Source organism: Bacillus sp. JJ1532 (assembly GCF_036965085.1).
Taxonomy (GTDB): Bacteria; Bacillota; Bacilli; order Bacillales; family Cytobacillaceae; genus Cytobacillus.
Genome location: NZ_JBALOW010000059.1, coordinates 11,649 through 25,513, shown reverse-complemented (window position 1 = coordinate 25,513; position 13,865 = coordinate 11,649). Strand labels below are relative to the sequence as shown.

At 33.2% G+C, this 13,865-nt stretch carries 19 protein-coding genes, 1 tRNA gene and 1 pseudogene; 2 read left to right on the top strand and 19 right to left on the bottom strand.

From position 1 onward, the window contains the following. The 15 genes and pseudogenes from V7122_RS19420 to V7122_RS19350 form a co-directional block, all read right to left on the bottom strand. Positions 1 to 571 (bottom strand): annotated as a pseudogene (locus V7122_RS19420) (hypothetical protein); the annotation flags it as partial. 186 nt (positions 572 to 757) lie between these two features. Continuing rightward, positions 758 to 949 (bottom strand): hypothetical protein, encoded by a 192-nt coding sequence (locus tag V7122_RS19415; protein WP_335528406.1) that lies wholly within the window; start codon positions 947 to 949, stop codon positions 758 to 760. A 64-nt stretch (positions 950 to 1,013) separates the two neighbouring features. Further along, positions 1,014 to 1,682 carry an HNH endonuclease gene (locus V7122_RS19410; RefSeq protein ID WP_335528403.1) on the bottom strand — a complete coding sequence of 223 codons (669 nt, stop codon included), beginning with the start codon at positions 1,680 to 1,682 and terminating at the stop codon, positions 1,014 to 1,016. Between the two features lie 47 nt (positions 1,683 to 1,729). After that, entirely contained in the window at positions 1,730 to 2,017 is a 288-nt protein-coding gene (locus V7122_RS19405; RefSeq protein ID WP_335528401.1) for a hypothetical protein, read from the bottom strand. Positions 2,018 to 2,166: 149 nt separating this feature from the next. Further along, the gene (locus V7122_RS19400) at positions 2,167 to 2,556 is read right to left on the bottom strand and encodes a hypothetical protein (protein ID WP_335528398.1); all 390 of its coding nucleotides are present in this window, start codon (positions 2,554 to 2,556) and stop codon (positions 2,167 to 2,169) included. Positions 2,557 to 2,569: 13 nt separating this feature from the next. Then, positions 2,570 to 3,061 carry a hypothetical protein gene (locus V7122_RS19395; protein WP_335528396.1) on the bottom strand — a complete coding sequence of 164 codons (492 nt, stop codon included), beginning with the start codon at positions 3,059 to 3,061 and terminating at the stop codon, positions 2,570 to 2,572. Between the two features lie 65 nt (positions 3,062 to 3,126). Next, positions 3,127 to 3,882, bottom strand: coding sequence for a hypothetical protein (locus tag V7122_RS19390; RefSeq protein WP_335528389.1), 756 nt, complete (start codon positions 3,880 to 3,882; stop codon positions 3,127 to 3,129). A gap of 15 nt (positions 3,883 to 3,897) precedes the next feature. Further along, positions 3,898 to 4,620 carry a hypothetical protein gene (locus V7122_RS19385; RefSeq protein ID WP_335528386.1) on the bottom strand — a complete coding sequence of 241 codons (723 nt, stop codon included), beginning with the start codon at positions 4,618 to 4,620 and terminating at the stop codon, positions 3,898 to 3,900. After that, the gene (locus tag V7122_RS19380; RefSeq protein ID WP_335528383.1) at positions 4,617 to 5,111 is read right to left on the bottom strand and encodes a hypothetical protein; all 495 of its coding nucleotides are present in this window, start codon (positions 5,109 to 5,111) and stop codon (positions 4,617 to 4,619) included. Before V7122_RS19380 ends, V7122_RS19385 begins: the two co-directional genes overlap by 4 nt. A gap of 184 nt (positions 5,112 to 5,295) precedes the next feature. Further along, the gene (locus V7122_RS19375; protein WP_335528380.1) at positions 5,296 to 5,508 is read right to left on the bottom strand and encodes a helix-turn-helix domain-containing protein; all 213 of its coding nucleotides are present in this window, start codon (positions 5,506 to 5,508) and stop codon (positions 5,296 to 5,298) included. A gap of 287 nt (positions 5,509 to 5,795) precedes the next feature. Then, positions 5,796 to 7,292 (bottom strand): hypothetical protein, encoded by a 1,497-nt coding sequence (locus V7122_RS19370; RefSeq protein ID WP_335528377.1) that lies wholly within the window; start codon positions 7,290 to 7,292, stop codon positions 5,796 to 5,798. A gap of 407 nt (positions 7,293 to 7,699) precedes the next feature. Further along, positions 7,700 to 8,368: a hypothetical protein gene (locus V7122_RS19365; protein WP_335528374.1), complete on the bottom strand. Its 669-nt coding sequence runs from the start codon at positions 8,366 to 8,368 to the stop codon at positions 7,700 to 7,702. Positions 8,369 to 8,407: 39 nt separating this feature from the next. Next, positions 8,408 to 8,590 (bottom strand): hypothetical protein, encoded by a 183-nt coding sequence (locus V7122_RS19360; protein ID WP_335528371.1) that lies wholly within the window; start codon positions 8,588 to 8,590, stop codon positions 8,408 to 8,410. A gap of 344 nt (positions 8,591 to 8,934) precedes the next feature. Continuing rightward, positions 8,935 to 9,165, bottom strand: a complete 231-nt coding sequence (locus V7122_RS19355) for a hypothetical protein (RefSeq protein WP_335528368.1) — start codon at positions 9,163 to 9,165, stop codon at positions 8,935 to 8,937. Between the two features lie 128 nt (positions 9,166 to 9,293). Then, positions 9,294 to 9,611, bottom strand: a complete 318-nt coding sequence (locus tag V7122_RS19350) for a hypothetical protein (RefSeq protein WP_335528365.1) — start codon at positions 9,609 to 9,611, stop codon at positions 9,294 to 9,296. 141 nt (positions 9,612 to 9,752) lie between these two features. Here V7122_RS19350 and V7122_RS19345 point away from each other — a divergent pair, with 141 nt between their 5' ends. Next, entirely contained in the window at positions 9,753 to 10,040 is a 288-nt protein-coding gene (locus tag V7122_RS19345) for a helix-turn-helix domain-containing protein (protein WP_335528362.1), read from the top strand. A 73-nt stretch (positions 10,041 to 10,113) separates the two neighbouring features. Here the strand turns inward: V7122_RS19345 and V7122_RS19340 are convergent, their stop codons facing one another. From V7122_RS19340 to V7122_RS19330, 3 genes are all read right to left on the bottom strand, one after another. After that, complete coding sequence (locus tag V7122_RS19340; RefSeq protein ID WP_335528359.1) at positions 10,114 to 10,896, bottom strand: hypothetical protein; 783 nt, start codon at positions 10,894 to 10,896, stop codon at positions 10,114 to 10,116. A gap of 334 nt (positions 10,897 to 11,230) precedes the next feature. Next, positions 11,231 to 12,193 carry a tyrosine-type recombinase/integrase gene (locus tag V7122_RS19335; RefSeq protein WP_335528356.1) on the bottom strand — a complete coding sequence of 321 codons (963 nt, stop codon included), beginning with the start codon at positions 12,191 to 12,193 and terminating at the stop codon, positions 11,231 to 11,233. Positions 12,194 to 12,393: 200 nt separating this feature from the next. Beyond that, a tRNA-Sec gene (locus V7122_RS19330) sits at positions 12,394 to 12,490 on the bottom strand. Between the two features lie 141 nt (positions 12,491 to 12,631). On the opposite strand from V7122_RS19330, the gene V7122_RS19325 reads away from it, so the two are divergent. Then, positions 12,632 to 13,057 (top strand): DUF2621 domain-containing protein, encoded by a 426-nt coding sequence (locus tag V7122_RS19325; protein WP_335528353.1) that lies wholly within the window; start codon positions 12,632 to 12,634, stop codon positions 13,055 to 13,057. A 221-nt stretch (positions 13,058 to 13,278) separates the two neighbouring features. On the opposite strand, the gene V7122_RS19320 is transcribed toward V7122_RS19325, so the two are convergent. Further along, positions 13,279 to 13,764 carry a CcdC family protein gene (locus tag V7122_RS19320; protein WP_335355520.1) on the bottom strand — a complete coding sequence of 162 codons (486 nt, stop codon included), beginning with the start codon at positions 13,762 to 13,764 and terminating at the stop codon, positions 13,279 to 13,281. Between the last annotated feature and the right edge of the window lie 101 nt (positions 13,765 to 13,865).

Below are 13,865 nucleotides of genomic sequence, written 5' to 3'. Positions count from 1 at the left end.
CATTTTTTAATAATAATTTATATAGGGAATTTGCGGTTAACATTGCATGTTCAGCCATTTCATTATGAAGTTTTATATTGGTAATGCTATTTGATTTCCTAATCTCGCCATCTTCTTTCCACCAAGTTTCTACATAATCATTAAATAATGCCCATGTACTGTCAATAATAAACTTCTCTTCTTGATCAAAATACATTCCAATAATTTCATCTGAGAGTCCAATTTCTTTACAATAGCTATAAGTTTCAATTACATCCTTATAATCTAGTCCCTCTTCTATTTGCTTTCTGAGAGTAAATACAATGAAATTAACTTTCTTCCATACCTGACTTCTGTATCTACTTTTTACTCCGTTTTCTTTTTCTATTTGATATTTTGTGACAGTTGATGCCAGTTCATAATTAGCTTTTGTAAGCTCATTTGTCAGTTTAGTTGCTTTCCATAATAAAAAACTAAATATCCCAGTTACAATTATTCCTAAAGCTGAAACTATAACTCCTAGTAGAGTTATTAACAAATATGAGGAATTATACAATCCAATCTCTTTTATAAAATATATAATGACATCCATACTCTCTATCCCCTTATATGCGTAATCCCAAATGTAGGATAACACAAATAAAGCAGATTCAAACTCAAAAATAATAGGTATAGAATTAAACACACCGACTGGACTTGCACCAGCAACATGTACTACAGTGGATTGCAGACTGCTCTAACTAGTTGAGCTACGGTGTGAAAGTAGTATGTATAATAATTATTTCTTCTTTCTCCACTTAAACGTAATACCATGACTCACGATATAAGCAAACACAATAACAGCTACCATTGCTACACAACCGATAATCACACCTGCTGCAAACATAGGATCAAGTGTTGCTAACAATAAAGCCATAGATACACAAAGGGCAATACTTTCCACTGAATTAAATAATATTTCCTTTACCATTATTCTTTCACCGCCTTTCAAGGTAAATAAAAAAGCCATTCTTATTAGATAGCTTTACGATTACTCATATACAGTTACTTGCAGGATGTGTCTTCCACCTTTTACCTAAGACTATCTGACTAATGCATGGTTGAGATACTTTAAATTCTTTTGCAATTGATGAAACACTATATCCTTCCTTTAACATTTCAAAGACAGATTCCACTTGCTCATAAGATAATCCATTTCTACCTTTACTACTACTTTGGGATAATTCCAATAAAGTTAATTTTGGTTTCTTAACCTTTATTACTCTGGGTCTACCCACTCCTAAGCCATCTTTTACAGCTCTTTGAGTATTAACCTTTCCAGTAACCCATTCCAAGTTAGAAGCTAAACAATTCTGCTTATCGTTATCAAGATGGTCTGTAACTTTATCAATATCCCATCCATCAACCCAAGCCAACCCAACTAATCTATGCATATATGTAGTTTTAGATTTATTCCCAATTGTCCTTAATCCATAGCAAAAGTAATTATCTTTCTCATCTTTAATATGTGGCTTCAAATATCGCTGTCTACCCGTATTAAAAACACCTATGTAATTATCTTCAAACATATGTACTTCATAATAATCTTTGACATTATCCATTGTTGGCAAAGTATTAACCTTTACCTTTTCAACAATTTCAATATGGTTTCTAACCACACCCGTATAAAAGCCAGGATTCTTATAATCTATCCTTTCTTTCAATTTCTCCACTCCAATGCAAAATAAAAAAGACCACTTTACTAAGCGTCTTAACTAACCATTATTTCACGAATTACTTTTTGCCTTTGTTTCCTAACATTCTGAACCTCATCACTCGGTAGAAATAAACCCTCACGATTCAACTTTTGGCGTGTCTTATGTACGGATATGACATTAAGATTCAAGTCCATCATTGTTGCAATATCAGTCGCTCCAAGTTCACGGCAACACTCGAGATAGAGGGCTGTATCAGAATTTCTAGTATAGGTCTTCTCACTAAGAACCTTAGAAATTAAATCTGTAACCTTTTTAAACTCCTTCTTAATATCATTACTCATTTTCATTCTCCTCCCCATTTATCACAATCTCTATATGCTCCCAATTGTAAGATATATCACATTTACTACAATCCCACGCTGCTAACTCTTCATCTTTAATAATGATGTTACATCTTACACAATAGATCCCTTTATGGTCTTTTACTAAATCACTCATCCCCTTTCATTTTGGGGAAAGCCACTTTAGGACTCTTTATAATTCGATTTAACTTTATGGCTTCTTCCATGTTCTTCAATGCTTCAGCAGTCAATTCTAGCTTTGGTGCATTAGCAAACAATTCCTTTTGCCTGTCTGTAAGAACTGATTCAGGTTTAACAATTGATTCCTCAATATCTTTATTAGGCTTGCGTTGCCAATGTCTTAGGTCAGACAAAGGAAATGCTAATATCTTGGTAGTCCTAGTACCAGCCTCTTTATCACGTTTTACAATCACTTCAACTAATGCGCTACGATCATAAGTCTTCAACTTTACAACCTTACCTTTTTTCCCATGGGAACGACTTATAACGATGTCCCCAACTTCAATAATCTCGTTCATCTTAATTCCTCCCTTATTTTTTAAGATGTTTTTTACTCTCAAGTTGAAGTTCCGCTACTGTTTTATGAATCTGTTTATCTACTAATTGAATCCTTTGACTTGCCTCAATTACATCATTAATTCGTTCATGGACTTCTTTTATAGAGTCTTCTGGGAATAACTTGAAAATAAATTGGAATATCTTTGCATTTAATACAATTTTAAATTCATCGTACATTGTCTTTGCTTTTTTGCTATTTGCAAACTTAACATCTGTAAAGAATTTAACAATGAAGTATGCAATAATATCACTTTCTTCTTCCTTTGGAATAGATATGTTTTCTTCTTGAGCACTTTTATAAAAATCAACTAGACTGTCAACTAACTTTTGAACCTTAGTTGGCTTGAAATATGGATAAACTTTAATAATATGTTCCTGCTCATCATAATCAACAGGCACTTCTATAAATTCATCATAAATTTTATTGTCTTCTTTGAGCATCGAAATAGATACTTGCTTTGTCATTTTCACTTTCCTCCTTTTATATAGGTAAAGAGAGTAGAAACATCTACTCTCTTCTATGTATTTAATTATTCAGTTTCGAAAATATAGTCGATATATTGACCATCACCATTAGCGTCTTTTACTTCATACATATCAAATACAATTTGAAGATTAGTAGCTTCGTTTCCAGACATAGTGAAAGTCATATTTTGCTGTGGACGAGCTTTATAAACAGTTACATGACAAGGATAATCTTGTTCATCTTCTTGGTTACGAGCCAATCCAGTACCATAAATCGCAACAGCTTTAGGGAACTTAGAAGACTTTACAGATACACGTTTAGATGTAGTTGGTGCTGCATATTGATAGAATGCAACTACTTCCTCACCATCAGCCGCAGGAGTTGTTAAAGTTACTTTCTTGGCAGATACATTCGATACTGCAAATTCCTCTCCAATATCTCGTAATCCCTCAAGCTTGTAGATTTTAACCTCACCTACAGGCGTTTGTGACAACTCAACTTTTGGAGTACCAATGTCATCTGCTACAGATAACACTTCACGCTTGAAGATTTGTCCCACACCTTCACCTAAGTCCTCACCAGTCATAAGAGCAAGTAAGTTAAGGTCAACAAGGGGAACAGTTAAAGTAAATGTAGATGTTTTCGAGTGGTCAAAGCTCATTTGCTTCGCATTACCACGACCACCTGTTAAGTCTAGACGCTCTCCTCCAATTTCGTTTGAAGATGCTTCTGCATAATCAATAAAAGCCACTGGCTTCTTTGTTTTGAAGTCAACAATCGTTGTATCCAAAACTTCTTTAATACCATATTGTAATCCCATTGTACTACCTCCATTTTAATTTTTTATTTTATTGATATCAGTTGCCCAATGTTTTAAATCGAGTGACTGAGGATCACTTATGTGAGGAAGAAGTCTTTGTTTATTTTGATAATCATCCCAAATGATCAAACGCAAGTAAGACTCATACAATTGTGAAACAGTTAAGTCCCATACAGTTTTGATGTTAATATCATTACTGTAAGTTGCTACAATTGAGATAATATCTTTTAAACTTAAACCTTCTTCAGTATTTTGTTTCTGAATCTTTTCCTTGGCTTTATTAAACTTTTCAAGTAAAGCCATTGCTTTTGAGTTCGCAGGTTTAAAATCAGAATTCTCACTATCTTTGAGAAAGTTTTGCTTTCTAACTATTTCTTTAATTTGTGAAAATAAAAAATCATCCAAAATGAATTGATTTTCTCCACTTTGAACGATAATTCCCAAATCCTCTCGGTATTCAATTTCACTTCTCAGAAACAAATTTAGAGCTTTCGTAAATAACTCAAAAACTTCATAATAATTTCTAATTAAATAAAGTATAAATTCTAAATCTGAATTGAAATGTAATTCATCTTTATTATTAAAATTTAATGTGTCTTTAGTTATCGAAATAACACTAATAAACGAATTGTATGTAAGCTCTCCAACTTCTGCTATTTCAGCCAATGTAGCTGGATATACTTTCAGTCCATTAGCTATTTCAATTGGATCACCTTTTAAAAAACTTAATTCATTCATTTTGTGAAATTCCCAACTTCATAGAAATGTCTATATCCAACATAATCTTCAGGTGCTGCAAAGGGCATTCCTTCGACATATCTAATCTTTCCGAACCCTGTAACATTACTGTCAACTATGAGTTCATTTATTCTGTCACCAATCCGACATGACCTTAAGTCTTTTTCGTAATCAATGTGACAAAGAATATCTACAACAACCATTTGATTTGCATGTAGGTAATTTCCTGAAGCTCTTTCTCGTCTACCTGCATAAAGATAAATTCGACAAATAGGCTCATCTTCCAAATTTGAGGATTTAGGAACTAGTTTAAATACCTTATCCCTGATAACCCAATCTTTATCTATGTCTAATATATTTGCCAAAGATTTATCTAATGGGTCTAATCTTCTTTGTGCCATATCTTCAGGTTTATAGTGTAATAGTCGAAGTAAAGGCTCATCATGATAAAACACTCTAACAATATCTATAAGATTTTTGTACATACTCATTGTAATCACCATCCTTCTTACTTAGATGTACGATCAAAGCTAGCAGCGCTGATACCTCTAGCCCTCATACACGGAGGAAAAATAATTATGAATAAAGTCATAAAATTTTTCTAGTTTAACCTTTTATTTTAAAGACGCAGGAAAAACTTTAGGCGACTAGGATATACCTAGGCGATAACGTCAATCAATCTATATAAACCTTTTGCCATACAAATTCTTTTGCTTGACTTACAAGTTGCTTTAACTTGAACACTTTTTCAGATGACATATTGCATTTATCATTCAGATATTGACTTAACAAACTTGGAGAAATATTCATTTCTACTGCAATATCTTTCATTTTTAAATCTTTTTTCTTAATCTCAAGCATTAGCTCCAGCCGTTCATCTCTTGTCACTTCAACTCCCTCCTTTTTAAATTAATTTAGTGACATTATTTATTGAATAAATTCATTAGCAGGCAAAAAAATAACAGCCCTATAAGGGCTGCCTAAATTAAAGGAGAAAAACATTTAAATGAAAAAACAACAGAATTAACCATACTCTGTGTTGATACATTGTCATTGCATCCATCTATACAATAACGAAATGAAAGAAAGTGTAGAACTAAATGCCCTACACTTTAATTAGAGAGTAAATTTCTCTTATATGTAATCTATGGTGTAACATTTAATTATATAATAACTTACAATGCCAAGTCAACCATTTTCATTTCGTTTTCTCTTCTTTTTTTCTCTAATTCCGCTGCACACTTTTTGCATACCGATTTTAAACCACTTTTATTTCTCGTATCCTTCCCAAAGTTATTGATACTTGCCATTTTCTCGACACGACAACTCACACACTCTTTCACATCTAACCCTTTTTCCAAATCATCATATGTACAGGCTATTACTCTAGCAATCTTATTATTTACCATTTTCTTCAATTCTGTTTTCGTGAAGCTTTGATTATATTTTTCATTAATGTATGTAGCCATTAAATCATATGGATTTTTATTTTCTTGCTTATGTATGTTCATCTCCCCAAACTCGCCAATAATCATCAAGACAATATCCCTTTCCATATCGGACAAATCAGCAATATCCAATGTATAAAGCAACTCATCAATAATCACATTGAAAGCCGAATCCTTATCACCATCATGCCTTTCCTTCAAAATTATGAAAATAGGATGATATTCACCTACCCGTCCACCTCGCTGTATCGTTAGGAGTCCGTTAACGTGCTCTGTGATACTTAAAGCAACCCTATCCAGTATAAAGTCATTAGAGTTCTCTACACCGCTGTAAAGTCCCTTAATTTGATTATTTGCTTTAGGCTTAATAAAGTTTTGTTCCAGCATTTTAAATATCTCGTAACCGATGCCGTTATACATTTTTTGTAATCTATAATATCTGTCCTTTGGCTTGATATTTGTCGGATTGTCGGTAAAACACCCAATCCATCGTTCCTTGATTTTTTGCTTATCATCCTTAGACAAATCTTTATCAAAACCATAGCGAAGCCCAATTTCTTTATAGACCAAATAACGCTCATACAATACTGGATATTCAATTAGATTAGATGATACCAATTGATCCCTCATTTTCTTTTTATTGTTTTCACTTAATCTATAGACATCATCTGCCCTAGTCATTTTCTCCAATTGGTCAACATGGAATTCCCAACCTTCCAAAACAGATGAAGATAACCCACTTTCTCCAAATTCATCATGAGTACTCGAATCAAATCCAATAATCTGCTTGTTTTTACCTGCCGATACCAGCCTGTCGAGGTCATATTTGGATTGAATGGTGTAATCCTCCAAGGTAGGGTCTGAATCCTCCCATTCATTCCACTTTTCCAAAAGGTAATCAGTAATGTTGGATAGTCCTTTAGCAAGATAAGTGTCCTCATAAAGTGGATCGGTTTTCTTTTTGTGCTGACTAAATAATTTATCATTAACGTACTTAATAATTAGTAAAGCTTCCTCCGCACCAACAATTTTACATTTAGTATCTTCTTCAATCTTGAAGTCAAAGTCCTCATAGTCGAATACAACTTTTACATCGTATTCAAGTAATTCATTGACCAGATTCATTCTTTCTTCAACAGATAAATCACTGTTTAATTTTTCTTGAATTACCTTTAATGCCTCTTTGTAGGTTACAACCTTATTTTCAACATTAACATTAGTCATTTAACATCATTCTCCCTATCTGTTTAATTTTCAAAACACGAACATTAACAATTGATTATGTATAAATAATTCGGAAACATCATTAAAATTATGTAATAAAAAAAACCTTCACAATTTAACACTTCAACATTCGGAAACAAGAAGAACAATTTCAATTTCAGTGAGACAAGGTGTATTTTCTTGTCGTACTAAATACTGTATTTTAACCTGTATCTTTATTATGTATATTTAAATGTATCTTCTATATTAATTAACTTATATATACTGTACTGTCATTGTCAGCAATGTGAGTACTCCACCTCTGCAATTCTAATCGTTACCTCTGCATCCCCATTTCTATCTCTGCATTCACAGTACTCACCTCTGCATAAAGAGCACTTAGGTGAAATGGCTTTAAATCAACGTTTTCAATGTAATGATTTTGCAACGTAATAATGATTGTTATATCTATCAAATACCAGCTCATCATTTTCACCATACTCATAATTAGTTCCCAATTTATGTATTACGATTTTTAATAGTTTTGCTACTTCTAGTTGCTTATTAGCTTCTTTTACTTTCGTCTTGGATATTTTCAATCTCTTAACAAGAGTCTCATACCCTACAAAACAGTAACTTCTATCACGTTCCTTATCATCCAAGTTAATATGACTTTTGTAATAGAACACTTGTCGGAAAGCATATTCATCAATTTGGTCATTTACCCAGTAATTGAATACGTCAGCGTTCATCATTGTGAAATGTTTATCTTCCTCATACACCTTTTCATTGAATACAATAGTTAATGTTCCTTTTGTTGGGAGTTTACTGATTTCCTCTTCAATTAATCCTAATTTGTAAAGTTTCTTCAATCTGCTTTTGAAAGTCCTTGTATCAGATATTTTGAGAAATCTCATTAGTTTCTTATGATCTAATTTAATTTCTTTTTTGTTATAGCTTCTAAAATATAGGAAACATAAGCGAGCATACATTACAAACTCATCATTAGATAAATATTTTTCTTCATTTCTTACGATTCCAGTAGGTACTTTCACAACTAACTTTTTCTTTTCAATTACTTCTGCTACTTGAGTCATTAATAATCTCTCCTTCTGAATAATTGTTTAAGTTAAGTATTAGCCATTCTGTTTAACGTGCTGCTGAATTACCGAATTGACCTGTTCTGTACGAAAATAAAGCCAGAACCGCTTATTATCATTTGATACAGCAGTTGTAATAAATTTAATACCATTTGCCTTTAACTTATTTTTTAAGCTGAAATCATAGCAGAAAAACAGCATGTTTTTGTTTAATTCCATCCTCATCACCTCCTTTCAAGTTTTTCTCACTTTTTATCAACTTGTTGTTGATTTTATGAGAGAATGGTTTATAATAGGTATTAGTTAAATATCACATTAGTGATAGAAGATACATTTTCAAAAATAGACAACAAAGCAGTTATGCCAAATTGCCCATTTTAAGAGCAATTTAAGCATAACTATTAGTCGTTTATAGATATATCCTATAAATATATCAGATTATGGAAATAATGTAAATAGATTTACTGGAAAAAGTAAATATTATTTTTTTGACTTCTACTAATATCCTATAAACTTTTGACAATTCCGTCCAAATATCTGCTCATTACATAATTTGGAAGCAACTAATTTTCTTCAATATCCTCGATTGATAGATCATGATCCCACACTTTAGCTGATATTACTTCACCTTGCATCGTTAACAGATTTAGAAACGCTTGCTGTATGTTTATAGAATCTAACTTTTCTTTAACATCCTCTTGACTCATACCTTCAATTTTAATTTCAATTGGCATTTGAATGTTTGCGAAAACCTTAAACGTTTGTTTATTTGTAGCTGCGATAGTAGCTGTCATTTTAATATCCCCTTTATTATGTAGTTTTTTAAATTAATGTTGCGATTATTACTTCAAGGCTCCAGATCGTGAAAGACCGCAATATAATCCGACTATGAAGGTTAGGAAGCTATAGAGAAGCCAACCTATCATTTGTAACCCTCCTTCTTGATATTCCCATGCATTAGTGATTTGTAATACAACAGACGCTGTGACCTGTATTGATAACGATTAATATCACGGTAAGTCTTACTGTGTTCAGCGACTTTACGGGTATAATACGAGATGCGCTCAGTCACTAACTTAACCTTCTTGACTTCTTTAATACGGTAACCGTCATTGATGAGATCAAACTTAGCTTTACAATGTGGACAGGTTGCAAAAATACTATCTTCTGTTTCACCAGTTACAATTAAATGAGTGTTACGTCTACATTCATTGCAGTAATCATTTGGGACGATTTTCATTTGACTTCCCCCTTTTAACTTAATTTGTTTAACTTAATAAGTTAAATATAAACCTTGTTACAAATTTCGTCAATAGGTTAAACTAAAAGAGTTTTACTCAATTCGTTAAATATTGTATAATAGTATTAAAGGAGGGATTGTATGACTGACAAAGAAACGAAAGACACATCTTTAATTGCAAATGGATTTATATCAACACTTAACGAAACATTAGATGAATTAAACATTAAAAGAAATGCACTAGCAGTTGAAGCAAAGGTAAGACCACTCACAATTAATGAAATAGCTAGTGGAAAAGCAAAGCAAATAACCTTTGTTACCTTAAAGAAGATACTGGATGCATTAAATCAAATTGCAAAGGATAAAGGTATCAATAAAACTTACACGATTGAAGACGTAGTAAAATATGGACAAGAGGACAGCAAATAGCTGCTCCTTTTTTGTTTAGCTCTGGTTCATGATGAACCTGACCTTAAACAGAAGTTCACCTTGAACCTCTGTCTTAACCTTCAAACATGCTTAAAAAGCTTTCTTTAAGCCAATATTTTCTACATAATTTCTTCATGATCCCGTCAAAATAACCTCTAACACTCTTTACTTTCTCAGTCTTAACTTTATAAGCCAGTACTTTTAAACCCTCCACAGAAGCCAATTTAAACGCATCTGAAGAGAGTTTAGCCATTCTGGAGTGAATAGTCGCAATACGAAATAACTCTACTGTATCGCTATCTGAGAAGTAGTAGGATGATAGTCCAGCGAACCCTGAATCTATATAAGCAGGTAAAAGAGAAATAGGTTGCTTGATAGATTGATTAATAGATTTTACGGATGATGTACGTAATTCTTTTATATTACTGCTAGATTCTAAAAGATTACTAGTTTCATGGTGGTTCATTTTTTCGTCACTAGGTGGTTCAAGTCGATTAGAAATAGAAGAATAGCAATTAAAAACATAAACACTATGCCCTTGCTTTCCATTCTTGAAAGTATTATGTACGACTAATAAGCCCACTTCTTTTGCCTTTGTGAGCATTCGTTTAAACGTTGATCTGGATATACCTACTCCATCATGTTCATGAGTAGCTGCAACGACTGTCTGTATTTTGGCATAGCAAACACCTGCAATGGACGCAGAGAAGCGCACAAGTCGTTTTAAAGCCACTAATTCACTTTTAGTAAAATTATCTTTTAAATCTAGCATATGTTGTTCAAATTGGTTATTAAAGTCCTTTAAGTCTCTGAATTGTGATAGTTGTCTGTAATTTTTAATATCTCCCGATTTCACGACAAAAAACCTCCATTTTTCTAAATGAAGGCATAGTCAAATAAGCATACACGCTTGTATTTTTCGAAAAATTGGTGTACACTATAGTCATTGAATGGATGACTATGCCATAGTTATCAAACTGATCCGTGCTGGTAACACGGGTCTTTTTTTATGCTTATTTTTTTCTTAATATTTTTGAAATTTCGTCTAATATCTGCTCTGACAACTCATGTTGACATTCGCAAGTGCGACTATTTAATTTATCCATGCAGATTCTTACTACTTCATCTAAGGCTTCTTTGTACTTATCCATTGATGCTATCCTCTATAAATCTAAGTTGTTTAGATTAAGCTATTTTTTAAAAACATAGTTTACTGGCGAATGGTTGGCATGTTTATGTTGGATTTCCACGTTTGTCATTTGGACATATCTACGAACCATGTTCATGTGCCCATGCCCTAAGATTTTTTGTAAACTAAATGGATCTCCGTTATTCATGATGTAAAACAGTGCCCCTGTGTGGCGAAATACGTATGGCGACACTCTTTTGTTTTTAATTCCAGCAATTTGACCGAGTATTTTAATATTGTCTTTAATGCACGAATAGCTTAATTGCTTTCCTTCGTAACTGACAAAGAGATAATCACTTTCAAACTCATCCGTTTCATCCATATATTCAGATAACAATTTGGCTGTTTTTGGGGATAATGGTACTGTACGGGTTGTACGTGTTTTTGTTTCAGCTGCATCAAGCTTAATAGACAACCCTTTTAAATCAACATTCTCTCTTTTTACATCTAATAGCTCACAACTTCGCATCATCGTATCAAGCAAAACGTAAATAATAACTTTTGTACGAAAACCAACGTATGTAGTATCATCTATCGTAGCTAATAAACTTTTAACCTCTTCTATCGTGAACGAATCAACATTATCAATCGGTGCTTTTATAGGCTTAAAACGCTTATGAATAGGCTCGTTAATCCAGTTTTTATCTTCATAGCAGTACCGAACGAATGCCCTCATTGTCCTAACACGTATATTAACCGTATGAGGTGAGTAATCTAATTCATCTAACATGTACTCAATCCAGCCCATAAACTTCTCTAAAGTCATTTCTTCTTTTGTGAGGTCAGTTTCCGTATATCTCAAAAAGTAATCAAAGTTCTTATAATACTCTTCCAGTGTCCTACTTGCTAAACCCTCACCCTTTTTGACTAACATAAACTGTTCAAACATCTCACTCATTAGGAGCTCATTACCTTCATCTGATGATGATTTCCTTACAAACTTCCTTACTCTCGATTTCCGCACAAAAAAAGACCCCTTTCACATTTTTAGTGAACGGAGTCCAACGGTTTTAAGAATAGACTTTGACAGTTTTTAGTCATAGTCTAAACTAGTCTTATTATGAACTGTACGAAAACCGTAGCAGAGTTTTTAATAAAATAAATCAAATTACAGATGTGTCTCAGCATCCTATACCTTAAAAACGCTGTCATGTAAGCATTTTCTGGCGGGACTGCCTGGGAATCGAACCCAGCTGACCACACACGGTGGTCACAGATAGTTTTGAAGACTACGGAGGACACCAGTACCCCAATCAGCCCCTTAATTGGACATGTTAATTATAGTATTTTAAGATATAATGAGCAAGGAAATAATCTGTTTTTTTATATTGATCACTTAACTTGTCTGCAATCTGGCAAGCGATTATAATATAGTAAGTATAATGTATTTGAAGGTGAGTATATGCTTAGTGGATGGTTTTTGTGGTTTATTCTGTTCTGGGTTGTTGTCCTTACGGGCTCTTTTGCCATTGGCGGCTTCTTTATGTTTCGGAAGTTCTTGAAAAAGATGCCTAAGGAAGACGGAAAATCGGATATGGATTGGGAAGAATATTACGTGAATGAATCAAAGCATCTTTGGAATCAAGAAGGAAAAAACTTGCTTGAAGATCTTGTTAGTCCTGTACCCGAACTTTTCCGTGATGTGGCAAGGCATAAAATTGCCGGAAAAATTGGTGAGCTCGCGATAAAGGAAAAGGTTTCTTCAATCAATAAGGATTTAATAATAAGAGGATATATTGTTGCTACACCAAAACGAGATCATAAATTCTTAAGAAAAAGATTAATTGAAAAAGAAATAAATATGACTCCATACGAACATTTATTTTAACCATTCTCAAAGGGGAATGGTTTTAATTTTACAAATGCCACAGATTTTCACTAATCTGTGGCATTTACATCTTTATTTTTCAATTCAATAAAGTGAAACTTCAATCAGTGGGGGTTTTCTTTCATCCCCCACTGATTGTTAGTTGAACCAATCGGGCTTTTACGGGCTGTTGATCCCCCACTTGGAAATTTTTGTATTACTCAACTTCTTGAAGTGGGGTCTTACAGCCCGTTAATCTGCGATAAACTTAATTCACGCTGCAATTTACGATAGTTCATATACATAGCAACTCTCCATGGAACAATCATCCCAAACGCTAGTATCCAAAACATACCGCTAAGCTCCCCGAGATCAATGGAAGAACTCAGAACCAATTTACCAGCTATTCTAAGTATGAGTAAACCAATTAAGATAAAGGCAAATGCCTTTGACCGCTTTAAATATATTTGATTTTCCCTAATTTCAAATTTAGAGGTTTTGATCAGTAGTATGGAAAATATCATACCTACTAAAGTAGCTTCCAAGATTTCAAGGGGCGTTACTCTAAAATACGGAAAAATAAACATGAGGGCACCAGTACTCATGAAAATAGGCGGCAAAATTATTTTTTTGGCTGATGCTGGTTTTTTTGCTGCCTTAATGCGGAGAAACATGACGAATATAGCCATGCCAATGGCGCCAATTGATGAAACAATAACCATATCCATATTTTTACATCCCTTATCTAATGATGATTTATACTTATTATATCGTAATTCCTTATTTGAAGGAATGAAAATGAAATCAATACTGCCTCTGTTTAATCCGA

Coding starts and splice junctions, on each gene's coding strand:
- V7122_RS19350 (WP_335528365.1), bottom strand. CDS start 9,611: ATGAAAATCGTCCCAAATGATTACTGCAATGAATGTAGACGTAACACT.
- V7122_RS19390 (WP_335528389.1), bottom strand. CDS start 3,882: ATGGGATTACAATATGGTATTAAAGAAGTTTTGGATACAACGATTGTT.
- V7122_RS19385 (WP_335528386.1), bottom strand. CDS start 4,620: ATGAATGAATTAAGTTTTTTAAAAGGTGATCCAATTGAAATAGCTAAT.
- V7122_RS19360 (WP_335528371.1), bottom strand. CDS start 8,590: ATGGAATTAAACAAAAACATGCTGTTTTTCTGCTATGATTTCAGCTTA.
- V7122_RS19365 (WP_335528374.1), bottom strand. CDS start 8,368: ATGACTCAAGTAGCAGAAGTAATTGAAAAGAAAAAGTTAGTTGTGAAA.
- V7122_RS19405 (WP_335528401.1), bottom strand. CDS start 2,017: ATGAGTAATGATATTAAGAAGGAGTTTAAAAAGGTTACAGATTTAATT.
- V7122_RS19320 (WP_335355520.1), bottom strand. CDS start 13,764: ATGGATATGGTTATTGTTTCATCAATTGGCGCCATTGGCATGGCTATA.
- V7122_RS19325 (WP_335528353.1), top strand. CDS start 12,632: ATGCTTAGTGGATGGTTTTTGTGGTTTATTCTGTTCTGGGTTGTTGTC.
- V7122_RS19355 (WP_335528368.1), bottom strand. CDS start 9,165: ATGACAGCTACTATCGCAGCTACAAATAAACAAACGTTTAAGGTTTTC.
- V7122_RS19345 (WP_335528362.1), top strand. CDS start 9,753: ATGACTGACAAAGAAACGAAAGACACATCTTTAATTGCAAATGGATTT.
- V7122_RS19400 (WP_335528398.1), bottom strand. CDS start 2,556: ATGAACGAGATTATTGAAGTTGGGGACATCGTTATAAGTCGTTCCCAT.
- V7122_RS19380 (WP_335528383.1), bottom strand. CDS start 5,111: ATGAGTATGTACAAAAATCTTATAGATATTGTTAGAGTGTTTTATCAT.
- V7122_RS19415 (WP_335528406.1), bottom strand. CDS start 949: ATGGTAAAGGAAATATTATTTAATTCAGTGGAAAGTATTGCCCTTTGT.
- V7122_RS19370 (WP_335528377.1), bottom strand. CDS start 7,292: ATGACTAATGTTAATGTTGAAAATAAGGTTGTAACCTACAAAGAGGCA.
- V7122_RS19395 (WP_335528396.1), bottom strand. CDS start 3,061: ATGACAAAGCAAGTATCTATTTCGATGCTCAAAGAAGACAATAAAATT.